The organism is Stenotrophomonas sp. 3diitr2024 (assembly GCF_042136455.1).
GTDB lineage: Bacteria > Pseudomonadota > Gammaproteobacteria > Xanthomonadales > Xanthomonadaceae > Stenotrophomonas > Stenotrophomonas sepilia.
In genome coordinates, this window is sequence record NZ_JBHHMJ010000356.1 from 1 (window position 1) to 15,211 (window position 15,211).

Sequence of the window (15,211 nt, forward strand, 5' to 3'; positions counted from 1 at the left end):
TGACCAGCACCACGCGGTAACCCTCGTCACGCAGGGCCTTGCAGGCTTGGGCACCGGAGTAGTCGAACTCGCAGGCCTGGCCGATGACGATCGGGCCAGCACCGATGATGAGGATGGTCTTGAGGTCAGTGCGCTTGGGCATTTTCTTCTCTAAGTCAGTACAGCGTGACAAGGGGGGTGATCGCACGCTGTCGATCAGGAATCTTGATCCGCATCGCCGCGCCGGGGGCAGCAGCGATGCGGGGTTTACGGTCCATCGCGACGCCACCGGCAGGCCGGCGGCGTACTGATCACGCCTTGGCCTGCTCCATCAGCACCACGAAGCGGTCGAACAACGGACCGACGTCGTGCGGGCCCGGGGATGCTTCCGGATGGCCCTGGAACGAGAACGCCGGCACGTCGGTGCGGGCGACGCCCTGGTTGGTGCCGTCAAACAGCGAACGGTGGGTCACGCGCAGGGTCGGCGGCAGGGTTGCTTCATCGATCGCGAAACCGTGGTTCTGCGAGGTGATCATCACCCGGCCGCTGTCCAGGTCCTGCACCGGGTGGTTGGCACCGTGGTGGCCGTGGCCCATCTTCATGGTCTGCGCGCCCGAGGCCAGGCCCAGCAGCTGGTGGCCCAGGCAGATGCCGAAGGTCGGGATCTTCACGTCGATGAAGGTCTTGATCGCTTCGATGGCGTAGTCGCACGGTTCCGGGTCACCCGGGCCGTTGGACAGGAACACGCCGTCCGGCTTCAGTGCCAGCACCTCGGCGGCCGGGGTCTGCGCCGGCACCACGGTCACTTCGCAGCCGCGCTCGGCCAGCATGCGCAGGATGTTGGTCTTCACGCCGAAGTCGTAGGCCACGACCTTGTACTTGGCCGGCACGCTGACGAAGGCGTTGGCATCCAGGTCCAGCTGGCCCTCGGTCCAGGTGTAGGTCTTCTCGGTAGTGACGACCTTGGCCAGATCCATGCCCTTCAGCCCCGGGAACTTGCGGGCGGCTTCCAGTGCCTTTTCCACGTCGATGTCGCCGGCCATCAGCGCACCGTTCTGCGCACCCTTCTCGCGCAGGATGCGGGTCAGTTTGCGGGTGTCGATGCCGGCGATGGCGACCACGCCACGCTGGATCAGCCAGTCCTGCAGCGACACCTGGCTGCGCCAGTTGCTGGGGCGGCGCGGAACGTCGCGCACGATCAGGCCGGCCGACCAAACCTTGGACGCTTCGTCGTCCTGGTCGGTCATGCCGGTGTTGCCGATATGCGGATAGGTCAGCGTGACCATCTGCCGGGCGTAGGACGGGTCGGTCAACACTTCCTGATAGCCGGTCATGGCGGTGTTGAACACCACTTCACCGACGGACAGGCCGGGCGCGCCTACGGATTCGCCCTCGAATACGGTGCCGTCTTCGAGGACGAGGATTGCGGCTTGGGTCACGGGAATCTCACTTTGGCTACCGAGGGGGCTGCCGAAGTCACGCCTGCGCTTCACGGAAATCCGGTTGCAAAAAAGCGCGGACGTACGGTCTGGGACCGGTCCGGCTTTCGTGATTCGGCGAGTGCGAATTGTAGCGCTGCCGGGACGCTCACGCCAGCGGTTATCGCGCTTCATGAACAGGCGATTGCGCATTCATTTCAATCCGGCGGCGTATGCGGGCCGGAGGCGGGGTCGGATCCATTCCCGAATGGGAAAGGCTCTGACCCCAGGCGCCCTCGGATGGGGTCAGAGCCCTCTCCGCTGGAAAGGGATCCAGCCCCAGGAATCAGCCCGCCTTACTGCAGCAGGTCCCGCACGCGGTAGCTGCCCGGGGCCCGGCCCCGCAGCTGGCGGGCGGCAAACAGGGCGCCGCGGGCGAAGATGTCGCGGTTGGTGGCCCGGTGTACCAGCTCGATGCGCTCGCCCAGCCCGGTGAACTGCACCAGGTGCTCGCCGACGATGTCGCCGGCGCGCAGGCTGGCGTAGTGCGGCTCCGCCCCGCCCCGCTGCGCGGCCGCGCCCAGGGTCAATGCAGTGCCCGATGGCGCGTCCTTCTTCTGGGTGTGGTGCGATTCGACGATGTCGCAGTCCCAGCCGGCCAGCGCCTGCGCCGCGCGCTCCACCAGTTCGTCCAGTACCGCCACGCCCAGGCTGAAGTTCGAGGCCCATACCAGCGGGATCTTCGCCGCTGCCGCATCCAACGCCTGGCGCTGCGTGCTGGAAATGCCGGTGGTACCCGACACCAGCCCTGCCCCGCGATCCACGCACAGCGCCAGCAGCGGGTCGAAGCCCTCCGGCAGGCTGAAGTCAATGGCCACGTCGAACACCGGCGCACCGGGCAGTTCGCTGGCCGCGAAGAACGGCACACCGTCGACTACGCGCTGGGCCGGCGCGCGACCGGTCACGGCGGCCACGATCTGCAGGGTTTCGGAATGTTCGGCGGCCAGCCGCAGCAGGGCTTGGCCCATGCGCCCGGAGGCACCGTGAATGAGCAATCGCAGGGGAGTCTGGTTCATGCCTGCAGGCTAGCGGCAGCACGCCCGCTCCGGCAAGCGCCATCGCTGCGATGCTGCATGCCCCTGCGGTGACGGGTTTGCCACTGGACGCGGCAACGCTCCCCTTCAAGTCTGTGGCCCTTCCCTCAGCCCAGGCAAAACCCATGAAATCCTCGACCGTCTTCAGCAAGTGCGCCAGGAAGACCGGTTATGCCGGGACGTCGACCACGCGCTACCGCTTGCTGGATGCCGCCCTGCTTGTCGTTAATCACCAGCGCGCCAGCGAAAGCCGGGGCTTCTATGTGAATGCTGGACTCTACTTTCCAGAGCTGCTCGCGTATCCCCTCGCGCCTGACGATCTTGAAACGGCTTTCCGGTACCGCTCCAGCATTCCCACGCCCCATGTCGACTGGCGGATCGAAGAAACGCCGGGCCTGCGCCGGACCTTCATCCAGCAGGATCTTGATGACCTGCTGGAGGCCGGCAACCGCGACGCGCTGAAGGCCCTGCTGCTCGATGCCCTGGCCGACGTGGCGGGTTTCGCAGCAGCCCATGGAAACCGCGAATCGGTGCGGCGATTGAACCGGGACGGGAACTTCCGGGCGCTCATCCGCAGAGAAGTCTGAATCTGGCCTGCGTCCGGTAGATCCACGCCATGCGTGGATGAAGCCCGCAAGTGTGCGAACCAGGGTTTGCACCCACCAGAGCAGGAAAAGCAGCGTCAGTGCTGCTTCGGCGGAGTCGGCCCGCAGCTGTCGCACCCCCCACAGGCACCGCCCCCACCGCTGGCCGGCGGTGCGATCTTCCGCCCCAGCGCCTGCAGCCAGGCCGCGCGACCCGGCTTCAGCAGGGCCAGCGCCAAGGCCCCGCGCAGCGTGCGCACGGTACCCGGGAACTGCTTCTTCAGTACCACCCAGGCACTGACCAGCACGGCCACCGCGATGATCAGGTACTGGATCAGCAGCCCGGTCTCCATCAGCCGCCTCCCAGCGCCCTGGTCACCTGGTAGGTGATCAGCGCGGCCACGTAAGCCGCGGCAAACAGGTAGAACGCGGCAAAGCCCATCTGCTTCCACGAGTTGGTCTCGCGCTTGATGGTCGCCAGCGTCGAGATGCACATCGGGGCGTAGATGTACCAGACCAGCAGCGACAGGGCCGTGGCCAGCGACCAGCCATCGCTGATCAACGGGGTCAGCGCTTGGCTGGCGGCATCGTCATCGGCGGCCGACAGCGCATACACGGTGGCCAGCGAAGACACCGCCACCTCACGCGCGGCCAGGCCCGGAATCAGCGCGATGCAGATCTGCCAGTTGAAGCCCAGCGGTGCGAAGAACACCGCCATCGCATGGCCGATCCGGCCGGCGTAGCTGTAGTCGATGGCCGGCATCGTGGCATCGGCCGGGGCCGCCGGGAACGACAGCAACACCCACAGCAGGATGGTCAGCGCCAGGATGATGCCGCCGACGCGCTTTAGGAAGATCATGCCGCGCTCATACAGGCCGACCGCCAGGTCACGCACATGTGGCAGGCGGTACGACGGCAGCTCCAGCATCAGCGGATGCTCGCTCTTGTCGCGGCGCCACTTCTTCATGATCCAGGACATCGCCAGCGCACTGAGGATGCCGGCGGCGTACAGGCCGAACAGGACCAGGCCCTGCTGGTTGAACACCCCCCACACCGTCTTCTGCGGAATGAACGCACCGATCAGCAGGGCGTACACCGGCAGGCGCGCCGAGCAGGTCATCAGCGGTGCGACCAGGATGGTGGCCAGGCGGTCACGCGGGTCCTGGATGCTGCGCGTGGACATGATGCCCGGCACCGCGCAGGCGAAGCTGGACAGCAGCGGGATGAACGAGCGGCCGGACAGGCCGGCGGCGGCCATCATGCGGTCGAGCAGGAACGCCGCACGTGGCAGGTAGCCGGATTCCTCCAGCACCAGGATGAAGAAGAACAGGATCAGGATCTGCGGCAGGAACACCACCACGCCACCGACGCCGGCGATGATGCCATCGGTCAGCAGGCTGGCCAGCGGACCCTCCGGCAACACGCTGCCAACGAGAGCACCGAGCCAGGCGAAGCCAGCCTCGATGCCATCCATCAACGGCGTCGCCCAGGCGTACACCGCCTGGAAGATCAGGAACATCACCACTGCAAGGCTGATCAGCCCGAACACCGGGTGCAGCAGCCAGCGGTCCAGCGCGTCGTCGATCTTCGCGGTCCGCGCCGGCATCCGCACGGCGACCGACAGGATCTCGCGCACCTTGGCGTGGTAGTCGATGCCACCTTCCGGGCCCAGCACCGGTGCATCCAGGTGCGGCACCATCGCATCGAGGCGTTCGACCAGGGCCTTGGCACCCTGCTTGCGCACCGCTACGGTCTCCACCACCGGTACGCCCAGCTCGCGCTCCAGCGCGGCCACGTCCACCTGGATGCCACGGCGCTGGGCCGCATCGACCATGTTCAGGGCGACCACCATCGGCTTGCCCAGCTCACGCAGCTCCAGCGCGAAGCGCAGGTGCAGGCGCAGGTTGGTGGCGTCGATCACGCACAGCAGCACGTCCGGCGCAGCTTCGCCCGGGTAGAAGCCCCGGCACAGGTCACGGGTGATCGCCTCATCCAGGCTGGCCGGATGCAGGCTGTAGGCACCCGGCAGGTCGAGCACGGCGAATTCGCGGCCGGACGGCGCGCGCAGGCGACCTTCCTTGCGCTCTACGGTGACGCCGGTGTAGTTGGCGACCTTCTGCCGGCTGCCGGTCAGCTGGTTGAACAGCGCGGTCTTGCCACTGTTGGGGTTCCCTACCAGCGCGATGCGCAGCGGTGAGGCGGAGACAGTGGCGGTCATGCACGTCGTTCCTGGCTGGCAGCGTCGACCACGACGCGCTTGGCTTCACTGATCCGCAGCGCGAACCGGGTGAACCCGACCTGCACCAGCAGCGGCTCGCCCCCCACCGGGCCCTTGGCCACCAAGCGTACTTCCTCGCCATTCACGAAACCCAGCTCGCGCAGGCGACGGGCAATGGCATCGTTGGCATGCAGGTCCTGCACGGACTCGACCACGGCCGAGGTGTGCAGCGGCAGTTCGGACAGCGTCATCTAGCGTGTTCTCTGCTGGATGTAAATGGTTCTCGATTCTAACATTCCCGCGTCGCGTCATGGCCCATGACCAATGGCCCGCTATGATCCATACAGGTATGGAGTGACCCTGGAATCCCATGAACGATGCTTTGCAGATCGAGCGCCGTGGCGCTGTCCTCACCCTCTGGCTGAACCGGCCGGAGCTGCACAACGCCTTTGACGCCAGCCTGATCGCCCGGCTGACTGCCGCACTGGAAGCCGCCGGCGGCGATGATTCGGTCCGGGCCGTGGTGGTCGCCGGTCACGGCGCTTCCTTCTCGGCCGGTGCCGACATGCAGTGGATGCGCGGCATGGCCGCCGCCAGCGAGGCCGACAACCGCGAGGACTCGCTGGCCCTGGCGCGGCTGATGCGCACCCTGGACGAGCTGCCCAAGCCGACCCTGGCCCGGGTCCATGGCGCCGCCTTCGGGGGCGGCGTCGGCCTGGTCGCCTGCTGCGACATCGCCATCGCCAGCACCTCGGCCCGCTTCGGCCTGACCGAAAGCCGCCTCGGCCTGCTGCCGGCGGTGATCTCGCCCTACGTGATCGAGGCCATCGGCCCGCGCCAGGCGCGGCGCTGGTTCGCCACCGGCGAGCACTTCGATGCCGACACCGCGCTGCGCATCGGCCTGGTCCACCAGCTGGTCGAGCCCGAACGCCTGGACGAAGCCCTGGAACGCCAGCTGGCCCTGCTCGACAAGGCCGGCCCGATCGCCTCGTCCACCGCCAAGCAGCTGGTGCGGCAGGTCCGCGACAGCCATGACCGCGACGCGCTGGATCGGGATAATGCCGCCCTGATCGCGCGCCTGCGGGTGTCCGCCGAGGGCCAGGAGGGCCTGGGCGCCTTCCTCGACAAGCGCGCCCCCCACTGGGTCACGGAAGCCTGAACATGCTTGATCATCTTGGTTTGACCAGCGCCGACCTGGCGCGCAGCAGGACCTTCTTCCTGCAGGCACTGGCGCCGCTGCAGATCGGCGTGGTGATGGAAGTGAGCGCCGAACAGACCGGCGACCACGACCACGTCGGCTTCGGCAGCGACGGCAAGCCGTTCTTCTGGCTCGGCAATGGCGGCACCGCCAGTCACGGCGTGCACGTGGCCTTCGCCTGCACCCGCCGTGCGCAGGTGGATGCCTTCCATGCCGCCGCGCTCGCCGCCGGCGGCCGCGACAACGGCGCGCCAGGCCTGCGCCCGTGGTATCACCCGGATTACTACGCGGCCTTCGTGCTCGACCCGGACGGCAACAACATCGAAGCGGTCTGCCACCGCCCCGCCGATGGGGCAGCCGCATGAGCGATTACGTCCGCATTGTCGAGGTCGGCCCGCGTGATGGCCTGCAGAACGAAAAGCAGTCGGTGTCCACCGCCGACAAGATCGAACTGATCAACCGCCTGTCGGCCACCGGCCTGCGCAGCATCGAGGCGACCAGCTTCGTCAGCCCGAAGTGGATCCCGCAACTGGCCGACGCCGCCGAGGTCTATGCCGGCATCCAGCGCAGGCCAGGTGTCCACTACCCGGTGCTGGTACCGAACGAACAGGGCTACGACCGCGCCCGTGCGGTCGGCGTCGAGGAGGTGGCGGTGTTCACTGCCGCGTCCGAGGCGTTCAACCGCACCAATACCAATGCCGGCATCGACGAGTCGCTGGCCCGGTTCGAGCCCATCCTGCGCCGCGCCGCCGCCGATGGCGTGCGCGTGCGCGGCTACGTCTCCACCGTGCTCGGCTGCCCTTACCAGGGCGAGGTGCCGCTGGCCGACGTGGTGCGGGTGGCGCGCGCCCTGCACCAGATGGGTTGTTACGAAATCTCACTGGGCGACACCATCGGCGTCGGCACCCCGCGCAAGGCACGGGCGATGCTGCAGGCGGTTGCCGCCGAGATTCCGATGACGGCACTGGCCGTGCACTTCCACGACACCTACGGCCAAGCCATCGCCAACATCGCCACCTGCCTGGAAGAAGGCGTGCGCGTGGTCGACAGCGCGGTCTCCGGCGCCGGTGGCTGCCCGTATGCCAAGGGCGCCAGCGGCAACGTCGCCAGCGAGGATGTGGTCTACCTGCTGCAGGGCCTGGGCCTGGACAGCGGCGTGGACCTGCCGGCACTGGCCGATGATTCGGGCCTGATCGTCGACGCACTCGGCGGCGCGCCCGGCCTGTACAGCGCGCGCTATGCCGGCCACCCGACCAACGGTCGGCATCCACAACAGCAGATCCACGCCATGCGTGGATGGGGCGAACCAAGTTCGCCCCCACCAACGGGGTCAGGCCGGTACGCCGGCCACCTTGGCGAACGCACGGCGGAATGCGGCCATCTCGTCTTCGGTGCCGACGGTCACGCGCACGCGCTGTGGCCAGATCGGCCAGCTGCGGCCAATGATCACGCCGTTGTCTGCCATCGCCTTGGCAAAGGCGGCACCGTCGCGCTGCACATCCACCACGAAGCAGTTCGCTTCCGACGGGACGCAGCTGAAACCACGCTTGCCCAGCCACGCGATGGTGGCCTGCCGCACCTGGGCATTCTGCAGGCGCCGCTGCGCGATCAACTGGGGATCCTGCAGGCTGGCCAGTGCTGCGGCCAGTGCTGGCACGGGCAGTGGGTTGTCACCCAGGCTGGCCAGTTCGCGCAGGCGGTCGGGATGTGCGGCCGCCACGCCCAGGCGCAGGCCGGCCATGCCGTACAGCTTGGAGAACGTGCGCAGCACGATCAGGTCATCGCGCTGCGCTACATGCGCGATCAGGCTCGGCTGCTCGCTGTACTGCAGGTAGGCCTCGTCGACCAGCACGCGGGTCGATGCGGGCTTGTGGGCCAGCAGCCAGGCGAGCTCATCCGGTGGGCTGATCGAACCGGTCGGGTTGTTCGGATTGCACACATACACCAGCCCGGTCGGGCGCGCTTGCGCGGCGGCGACCATCGCACGCAGGTCATGCGCGCCGTCGTCGCGCAGCGGCACCTTCTGCACATGGGCGCCGCGAGCAGCGGCGACCTCGCCCAGCGTCTCGAAGGTCGGGTCGGCCACCACCAATCCCGCCTGCGGCCCGGTCCACACCGTGGCGGCGCGGTTCAACGGCTCGCTTGAGCCGGGATAGAGGCGCACGTGGTCGGCCGGAATGCGTGCCTGCTCGATGAAGGCATCGCGCACCTGTGCGGCCAGGGCGAAGCGGTAGCGGCCGCAACTGGCGATACTGTCGCGCGCGGCCTGCTGGGCCGCCGGCGAGGGGCCGTAGGGGCACTCGTTGAAGTTCAGCAGTACCACGCCTTCGGCAGGGGCCGGGGCGACGGCGGCCGCAGGTTGGGCCTGGCCAAGCCGCGGCAGTCCGCTGCCAGCGACGGCGAGGCCGGCACCGGCCAGTTGCAGGAAGCGTCTACGGGAAGCAGGCAGGGTCACGGGTGGGATTCCGAGGAGTAGCCTTCGCACGCTAGCGCTGGTTGCGGTGGGCGGCAAGCCCGCTTTTTGTAGTGCCGAGCCATGGTCGGCTGCAGGTGTGCCAACCAAGGTTGGGCACCTGCCGGGGCGGGGAGATGGTTGGCATCCACCAGGGCAGGGGGGGCGCCCGTCGAGCATGGCTCGGCGCTGCGAAGGGGGGGGCATTACAGGGCCTGACGGCCGGGCGCGGTAGAATCCCCGGCCATCCCAGAACCACCGGATTCCGATGAGCTCCAGCCCCGCCGAACGCGCCGAAGATCTCCGCCGGCAGATCGCCCAGGCCAACCGCGCCTACCATGAGCTGGACGCCCCGGAGATCCCCGACATCGACTACGACCGGATGGTGCGCGAGCTGGAAGCACTGGAGCGCGAACATCCGGAACTGGCCCGGGCCGACAGTCCGACCCAGCAGGTCGGCGCGCGTCCCTCCGGCCGTTTCCCCGAAGTCCGCCATGCGGTGCCGATGTTGTCGCTGTCCAACGCCTTCAGCGATGAGGAAGTGGCGGATTTCGTGCGCCGCATCGATGAACGCCTGGGCCGCCGCAGCCTGCAGTTTTCGGCCGAGCCGAAGATGGACGGCCTGGCGATCAGCCTGCGCTATGAGGATGGTCATTTCGTGCTCGGCGCGACCCGCGGCGATGGCAGCACCGGCGAGGACGTGACCGCCAACCTGCGCGAGATCGGCGATGTTCCCAACTGGCTGCACGGCAAGGACTGGCCGGACGTGCTGGAGGTGCGCGGCGAAGTCTACATGGCGCGTGCCGATTTCGAGGCATACAACGAACGTGCGCGCCTGCACGGCGGCAAGGTGCTGGCCAACCCGCGCAATGCGGCGGCCGGGTCGCTGCGCCAGCTCGACCCGAAGATCAGTGCGCAGCGCAGGTTGAGCTTCTTTGCCTACGGTACCGGTGAAGTGCAGGGCGGCGAGCTGCCCGATACCCATTCGGGCACGCTGGCGCAGCTCGGTGCCTGGGGCTTTCCGGTCAGCGAGTTGTGCAAGGTGGTGGAAGGCACCGACGGCCTGCTCGGCTACTACCGTGACATCGGCGAGCGTCGCGACAGCCTGCCGTTCGACATCGATGGCGTGGTCTACAAGCTCGATGACCGTGCCGGCCAGCAGGCGATGGGGTTCGTTTCGCGCGCGCCGCGCTGGGCCATCGCGCACAAGTTCCCGGCACAGGAACAGAGCACCACGGTGGAGGCGATCGAGATCCAGATCGGCCGCACCGGTGCGGCCACACCGGTCGCGCGGCTGGCACCGGTGGCCGTGGCCGGCGTGATCGTGTCCAACGCCACGCTGCACAACGCCGACCAGATCGCACGCCTCGACGTGCGCGTCGGCGACAGCGTGATCGTGCGCCGTGCCGGCGACGTGATCCCGGAAGTGGTCAGCGTCATCCTCGATCGCCGCCCGCAGGGCACCACGCCCTGGCAGATGCCGACGCGCTGCCCGGTGTGCGGCTCGGAGATCGTGCGCGAGGAAGGGGCGGCCGCATGGCGCTGTTCGGGCGAGCTGTCCTGCCCGGCGCAGCGCAAGGAAGCCATTGCCCATTTCGCTTCGCGCCGCGCGATGGACATCGACGGCCTGGGCGACAAGTACATTGAAACCCTGGTCGACGCTGGCATCGTCAAGAGCGTGGCCGACCTGTACCGGCTCAGTCGTGACCAGCTGCTGCACCTGAAGCTGGTGCTGGACGCTGAAGATCCCTCGGCGCTGGCCGCCGCACTGAAGCTGCACCTGCCGGCTGAAGGCAGTGGCGCGGTGCTCAATGCGGTGCTCAGGCTGGACGGCAACGATCCGGGCTGGCGCGCGCAGGCGCTGGCGCAGCCGGCCCGCTTCGAATGGAACACGAAGAAGATCGCGACCAAGTGGGCCGACAACCTGATCGCGGCCATCGACGCCAGTCGTGCCGCCACGCTGGAACGGCTGCTGTTCGCGCTGGGCATCGAGCACGTGGGCGAAAGCACGGCCAAGGCGCTGGCGCAGTGGTTCGGTGACCTGGAACTGATCCGCCACCTGCCGTGGCCATTGTTCAAGCGCGTGCCGGACATCGGTGGCGAAGTGGCGCGGTCGCTCGGCCACTTCTTCGAGCAGCAGGGCAACCAGCAGGCCATCGATGACCTGCTGCAGGTCGGCCAGGTCCGCATCAGCGATGTGCACGCGCCCAGCCCCAGGCTGCGCGAGGGGCTGGACCTGGCGCAGCTGTTGGTCGAATCAGAGATTCCCGGCATCACCCGCCTGCGCGCGGAGAAACTGGTGGCCGCTTTGCCCGGTGCCCAGGCGGTGCTCGACGCCGAGCATGGGCAGTTCGTCAACGCAGGATTGCCGGACGACACCGCGCGTGGCCTGGCCCAGTGGCTGGACAGCGAGGGCCATGGCGCGATGCTGCTGGCAGCCGAGAAGGCGATGCAGCAGATCCTGGCCAAGGCACCGGCGCTGGCCGAGATCGTGGCCGGCCCGCTGGATGGACAGACCGTGGTGCTGACCGGCACCCTGGCCCAGCTCACCCGCGATGCCGCCAAGGAGCGCCTGGAGGCCCTCGGTGCAAAGGTCTCCGGCAGCGTCTCGAAGAAGACCAGCTTCGTGGTCGCCGGTACCGAAGCCGGTTCCAAGCTGGACAAGGCGCAGTCGCTGGGCGTGCCGGTGTGGGACGAAGACCGCCTGCTGGCCTATCTGGCCGAACACGAGTGACGATCCCGCCGGGTGTCCCCGCGCCCGGCATGAAACACAAAGGAACACCGATGCAGACCGCCCCGCTGGATTTCCGCCTGGCCACCCGTGCCGACGAGGAGCTGTTGATCGCGCTGATGCGCGAGTTCTACGCCGAAGACAGGATCGACTTCGATGACGCGCGCGTGCGTCGCGGCGTGGACGCGCTGCTGGCCGATCCGCGCAATGGCGAAGTGCTGTTGTGGATGGACGAGGCGGGCGAGGTAGTCGGCTACGCGGTGATCGCGATGGGCTTCAGCCTGGAGCAGGGCGGCCACTTCATGCTGCTGGACGAGCTGTACCTGAGCCATCGTGCGCGCGGTCGTGGCCGCGGCAAGCAGGCGCTGGCCATCTGCGAACAGCGCGCTCGCGGTCGTGGCGTCAGTCGCCTTCGCCTGGAAGTGAACCACCACAACGAACTGGCACGCCGCCTGTACCTGGCCAGCGGCTACATCGACGATACGCGCGATCTGCTGACCCTGCCGCTCGACCATCCGCGCCCGGAGGGCATCCTGTGAGCGAGGCCCTGCTGCGCGCGCTGCAGCAGCGTGCCGAGCTCAATGCGCTGGTGCGCCGCTTCTTCGCCGAGCGCGATGTGCTGGAGGTGGAAACGCCGATCCTGTCGGTGGCAGGCAACACCGAGCCGAACATCGACAGCTTCCATACCGATTTCACCGGCCATGTCGATGCCGGTGGCCGTCGTCGCTGGCTGCGCACTTCGCCGGAGTATCCGCTCAAGCGCCTGCTGGCGGCCGGTGTGGGCGACTGCTACGAGCTGGGTCGGGTATTCCGCAACGGTGAGGCCGGCGGCCGCCACAACCCCGAGTTCACCATGCTGGAGTGGTATCGGGTCGGCTGGGACCACCATCGGTTGGTACAGGAGACCGCCGAGCTGATCGGACAGGCGCTGGCCCTGGTTGGACGCCGTGCAACGCTGCACGTGCTGAGTTACCGTGAGCTGTTCCAGCAGCACCTTGGCGTGGATCCGTTCAAGGCGGATGAGTCCACGCTGCGTGCCGCGTTGGGCGAGGTGCACATTGACCCGGTCGGATTGACCCGTGATGACTGGCTCGACCTGCTGATGACCCATCGTATCCAGCCGCATTTCGACGACGCGGTGATGACCGTAGTGCATGACTGGCCAGCCAGCCAGGCCGCGCTGGCACGCATCCGCGCCGGCACGCCGCCGCTGGCCGAGCGTTTCGAGCTCTACCTGGGTGCAGTGGAGCTGGCCAACGGCTATCACGAACTGAACGACGCCGACGAGCAGCGCGCCCGCTTCCGGCGCGACCAGCAGCGCCGCCACGAACGCGGGCAGGTGCAGCCGCCACTGGATGAGGCGCTGCTGGCGGCGTTGCCAGCGTTGCCGGCCTGTGCCGGCGTGGCGGTGGGTGTCGATCGCCTGCTGATGGCGATGAACCGCACGCCACGCATTGCCGATGTGCTGGCCTACGACTTTGCCCACGCGTGACGCCCGCGTGTTGCTGAACATCGCAGGCTGAACGAAACGCGGGCTCTGTGCGCTTGCGTCGGTAAGCAGGATGATGCTCTTATCACGGCCAATGCCGGACACTGGCATGCAGTTCATCCATTCCTGCTGGGGAAGGCTTTGGTCAAGTGGTTTGCGGTTGTCGCTGCACCGATGTACTCCATTGCGCTCTGGGGTGCCTGGCTGCCGTCGCCGGCGTCGGCCCAGCAGGTGGGCTACGACGATGAAGTGGTGACCTGTGAGTCCCGCGACATGGGCTGGGTGCACTGCGACATCGATGTGGCCAACGGCGTCGATCTGGTGCGCCAGCTGTCGAGCAACAGCTGCATCCGCGGCAGCGAGTGGGGCACCGACCGCAGCGGCGTGTGGGTCACCCTTGGCTGCCGCGCCGAATTCCGTGCGCGCCGTGCGCAGGGTGCGGCACCTGCGGCAACGGAAGGCAAGCGCCTGGTGCGCCGCGTGGTGCGCTGCGAATCCAATGGCCGTCCGCAGAGTTGCCCAGTACGCCTGGATGGCGCGCCGGTGCGCCTGCTTCGCCAGTTGTCGGTGCTGCCGTGCCGGGAAGGCCAGGGATGGGGCTACAAGCGCAATGAAGTCTGGACCAGCCGTGGCTGCCAGGGCGATTTCGAGGTGGCCGACGAGGATGGCCGCTTCGTCGATGTGCCGCGCCGCCTGACCTGCGAATCGAAGTCGAAGAAGCGCCGCTTCTGCGGCGCGAGCATCTCGGTGGGTGCTGTGGTCTCCGAGCAGCTGTCCAGCACGCCCTGCGAGGAAGGCAGCACCTGGGGCTGGAACCGCAACGGGATCTGGGTGGATGGCGGCTGCCGCGCCGAATTCTCGGTGAATTGAGCCGGGGCAGGCTCCAACCACGCGGGGCGTGGCCCTACAATGGGCCCATGAACACTGCCTCCGACATCGACTACGCCCGTTACGACCACATCCGCCCGATTCTGTGGACCGGCGATGCCTTGCAACTGCTGGACCAGCGCAAGCTGCCGTTCGTGGTCGAGCACGTGGTCTGCCATGACAGTGACGAGGTTGCCAGCGCCATCCACGCACTGACCGTGCGTGGCGCGCCGGCGATCGGCATTGCCGCCGCCTGGGGCGTGGTGCTGGCCGCGCGCGAGGTGCAGGCCGCAGACGGTGCGCACGCGTTGCAGCAGCTGGAGCCGGCACTGCAGCGCCTGAACGCATCGCGCCCTACTGCGGTCAATCTGGCCTGGGCGCTGGCACGGATGCGCCGTTGCCTGAACGCTGCCGGCGCCGACTGGAAGGCGTTGCTGGAGTCCGAAGCGCAGGCGATCGCAGAGGAAGACCTGGCGGCCAACCGCCACATGGGCGCACTGGGCGCTGGCCTGATCGAGGCTGGCAGCGGTGTGCTGACCCACTGCAATACCGGCTCGCTGGCCACCGCCGGCTTCGGTACCGCGCTGGGCGTCATTCGCGCCGGCATGGCCCAGCACCGCATCGCGCGCGTGTTCGCCGGCGAGACCCGGCCGTGGCTGCAGGGTGCACGCCTGACCGTGTGGGAGCTGCAGCAGGACGGTATCGATGCCACCCTGATCGCCGACTCGGCGGCCTCGCACCTGATGAAGACCGGTGCCGTGCAGTGGGTGATCGTGGGCGCAGACCGCATCTGCGCCAATGGTGATACCGCCAACAAGATCGGCACCTACCAACTGGCCATTGCCGCACGCCACCACGGCGTGAAGTTCATGGTGGTGGCGCCGTCCTCGACCGTGGACATGGAGACCGTGGACGGCAGCCAGATCGAGATCGAGCAGCGCGACCCGGGTGAGCTGTATGGCGTGGGCGGTGCCCGCACCGTGGCCGAAGGCATTGCCGCCTGGAACCCGGTGTTCGATGTCACCCCGGGCGAGCTGATCGACGCCATCGTGACCGAGCGCGGGGTGATCCTGAACCCGACCGCCGAGAACATGCGCGCCGCCTTCGGCGGCTGAGGCGGGCAGGACCGCGGACGTCTGTAGAGCCGAGCCCATGCTCGGCTGCGGCGTATTGCCGGCCGA

At 67.9% G+C, this 15,211-nt stretch carries 14 protein-coding genes and 1 pseudogene; 9 read left to right on the top strand and 6 right to left on the bottom strand.

Annotated features, from left to right (window positions below; all coding sequences use genetic code 11):
* Positions 1 to 290: 290 nt before the first annotated feature.
* Both carA and ABGA94_RS08985 read right to left on the bottom strand, forming a co-directional pair.
* Complete coding sequence (carA, locus tag ABGA94_RS08980; RefSeq protein ID WP_005416375.1) at positions 291 to 1,418, bottom strand: glutamine-hydrolyzing carbamoyl-phosphate synthase small subunit; 1,128 nt, start codon at positions 1,416 to 1,418, stop codon at positions 291 to 293.
* A 335-nt stretch (positions 1,419 to 1,753) separates the two neighbouring features.
* Positions 1,754 to 2,425, bottom strand: a complete 672-nt coding sequence (locus ABGA94_RS08985) for a dihydrodipicolinate reductase C-terminal domain-containing protein (protein WP_329915964.1) — start codon at positions 2,423 to 2,425, stop codon at positions 1,754 to 1,756.
* Between the two features lie 191 nt (positions 2,426 to 2,616).
* On the opposite strand from ABGA94_RS08985, the gene ABGA94_RS08990 reads away from it, so the two are divergent.
* Positions 2,617 to 3,078, top strand: coding sequence for a DUF4304 domain-containing protein (locus tag ABGA94_RS08990; RefSeq protein ID WP_375367056.1), 462 nt, complete (start codon positions 2,617 to 2,619; stop codon positions 3,076 to 3,078).
* A 95-nt stretch (positions 3,079 to 3,173) separates the two neighbouring features.
* On the opposite strand, the gene ABGA94_RS08995 is transcribed toward ABGA94_RS08990, so the two are convergent.
* From ABGA94_RS08995 to ABGA94_RS09005, 3 genes are read right to left on the bottom strand one after another with little or no spacing between them, the layout of a single operon-like run.
* A complete protein-coding gene (locus ABGA94_RS08995; RefSeq protein WP_375367057.1) occupies positions 3,174 to 3,428 on the bottom strand; it encodes a DUF6587 family protein in 255 nt (84 codons plus the stop codon).
* On the bottom strand, positions 3,428 to 5,293 hold the full coding sequence (locus tag ABGA94_RS09000) for a ferrous iron transporter B (RefSeq protein ID WP_375367059.1): 1,866 nt from the start codon (positions 5,291 to 5,293) through the stop codon (positions 3,428 to 3,430). The genes ABGA94_RS08995 and ABGA94_RS09000 overlap by 1 nt, the downstream gene beginning before the upstream one ends.
* Positions 5,290 to 5,544 carry a FeoA family protein gene (locus ABGA94_RS09005; protein ID WP_005416370.1) on the bottom strand — a complete coding sequence of 85 codons (255 nt, stop codon included), beginning with the start codon at positions 5,542 to 5,544 and terminating at the stop codon, positions 5,290 to 5,292. Before ABGA94_RS09005 ends, ABGA94_RS09000 begins: the two co-directional genes overlap by 4 nt.
* A gap of 119 nt (positions 5,545 to 5,663) precedes the next feature.
* Here ABGA94_RS09005 and ABGA94_RS09010 point away from each other — a divergent pair, with 119 nt between their 5' ends.
* The 3 genes and pseudogenes from ABGA94_RS09010 to ABGA94_RS09020 form a co-directional block, all read left to right on the top strand.
* A complete protein-coding gene (locus ABGA94_RS09010; protein WP_005416369.1) occupies positions 5,664 to 6,452 on the top strand; it encodes an enoyl-CoA hydratase/isomerase family protein in 789 nt (262 codons plus the stop codon).
* A 2-nt stretch (positions 6,453 to 6,454) separates the two neighbouring features.
* Positions 6,455 to 6,856, top strand: coding sequence for a VOC family protein (locus ABGA94_RS09015; RefSeq protein WP_375367061.1), 402 nt, complete (start codon positions 6,455 to 6,457; stop codon positions 6,854 to 6,856).
* Positions 6,853 to 7,713 (top strand): annotated as a pseudogene (locus ABGA94_RS09020) (hydroxymethylglutaryl-CoA lyase); the annotation flags it as partial. The gene ABGA94_RS09015 and the pseudogene ABGA94_RS09020, both read left to right, overlap by 4 nt.
* Before the next feature lie 108 nt (positions 7,714 to 7,821).
* On the opposite strand, the gene ABGA94_RS09025 reads toward ABGA94_RS09020, so the two are convergent.
* Entirely contained in the window at positions 7,822 to 8,946 is a 1,125-nt protein-coding gene (locus ABGA94_RS09025; RefSeq protein WP_329888836.1) for a pyridoxal phosphate-dependent aminotransferase, read from the bottom strand.
* 259 nt (positions 8,947 to 9,205) lie between these two features.
* Here ABGA94_RS09025 and ligA point away from each other — a divergent pair, with 259 nt between their 5' ends.
* The 5 genes from ligA to mtnA all read left to right on the top strand — a co-directional run bounded on the left by ligA (position 9,206) and on the right by mtnA (position 15,145).
* On the top strand, positions 9,206 to 11,677 hold the full coding sequence (gene ligA / locus ABGA94_RS09030) for an NAD-dependent DNA ligase LigA (protein WP_375367065.1): 2,472 nt from the start codon (positions 9,206 to 9,208) through the stop codon (positions 11,675 to 11,677).
* Between the two features lie 50 nt (positions 11,678 to 11,727).
* Entirely contained in the window at positions 11,728 to 12,213 is a 486-nt protein-coding gene (locus ABGA94_RS09035) for a GNAT family N-acetyltransferase (protein ID WP_053497333.1), read from the top strand.
* Positions 12,210 to 13,166: an EF-P lysine aminoacylase EpmA gene (gene epmA, locus ABGA94_RS09040; protein WP_171955538.1), complete on the top strand. Its 957-nt coding sequence runs from the start codon at positions 12,210 to 12,212 to the stop codon at positions 13,164 to 13,166. Before ABGA94_RS09035 ends, epmA begins: the two co-directional genes overlap by 4 nt.
* Positions 13,167 to 13,304: 138 nt before the next feature.
* Positions 13,305 to 14,033 carry a DUF3011 domain-containing protein gene (locus tag ABGA94_RS09045; protein WP_005417382.1) on the top strand — a complete coding sequence of 243 codons (729 nt, stop codon included), beginning with the start codon at positions 13,305 to 13,307 and terminating at the stop codon, positions 14,031 to 14,033.
* A 47-nt stretch (positions 14,034 to 14,080) separates the two neighbouring features.
* Entirely contained in the window at positions 14,081 to 15,145 is a 1,065-nt protein-coding gene (gene mtnA / locus ABGA94_RS09050; RefSeq protein WP_053497328.1) for an S-methyl-5-thioribose-1-phosphate isomerase, read from the top strand.
* Positions 15,146 to 15,211: the final 66 nt, after the last annotated feature.

Bases quoted from the DNA above. Each gene is read 5' to 3' on its own strand.
- ABGA94_RS09005 (WP_005416370.1), bottom strand. From the start codon at position 5,544: ATGACGCTGTCCGAACTGCCGCTGCACACCTCGGCCGTGGTCGAGTCC.
- ABGA94_RS09015 (WP_375367061.1), top strand. From the start codon at position 6,455: ATGCTTGATCATCTTGGTTTGACCAGCGCCGACCTGGCGCGCAGCAGG.
- mtnA (WP_053497328.1), top strand. From the start codon at position 14,081: ATGAACACTGCCTCCGACATCGACTACGCCCGTTACGACCACATCCGC.
- ABGA94_RS09010 (WP_005416369.1), top strand. From the start codon at position 5,664: ATGAACGATGCTTTGCAGATCGAGCGCCGTGGCGCTGTCCTCACCCTC.
- ABGA94_RS08985 (WP_329915964.1), bottom strand. From the start codon at position 2,425: ATGGGCCAAGCCCTGCTGCGGCTGGCCGCCGAACATTCCGAAACCCTG.
- ABGA94_RS08995 (WP_375367057.1), bottom strand. From the start codon at position 3,428: ATGGAGACCGGGCTGCTGATCCAGTACCTGATCATCGCGGTGGCCGTG.
- ABGA94_RS09000 (WP_375367059.1), bottom strand. From the start codon at position 5,293: ATGACCGCCACTGTCTCCGCCTCACCGCTGCGCATCGCGCTGGTAGGG.
- ABGA94_RS09035 (WP_053497333.1), top strand. From the start codon at position 11,728: ATGCAGACCGCCCCGCTGGATTTCCGCCTGGCCACCCGTGCCGACGAG.
- ABGA94_RS08990 (WP_375367056.1), top strand. From the start codon at position 2,617: ATGAAATCCTCGACCGTCTTCAGCAAGTGCGCCAGGAAGACCGGTTAT.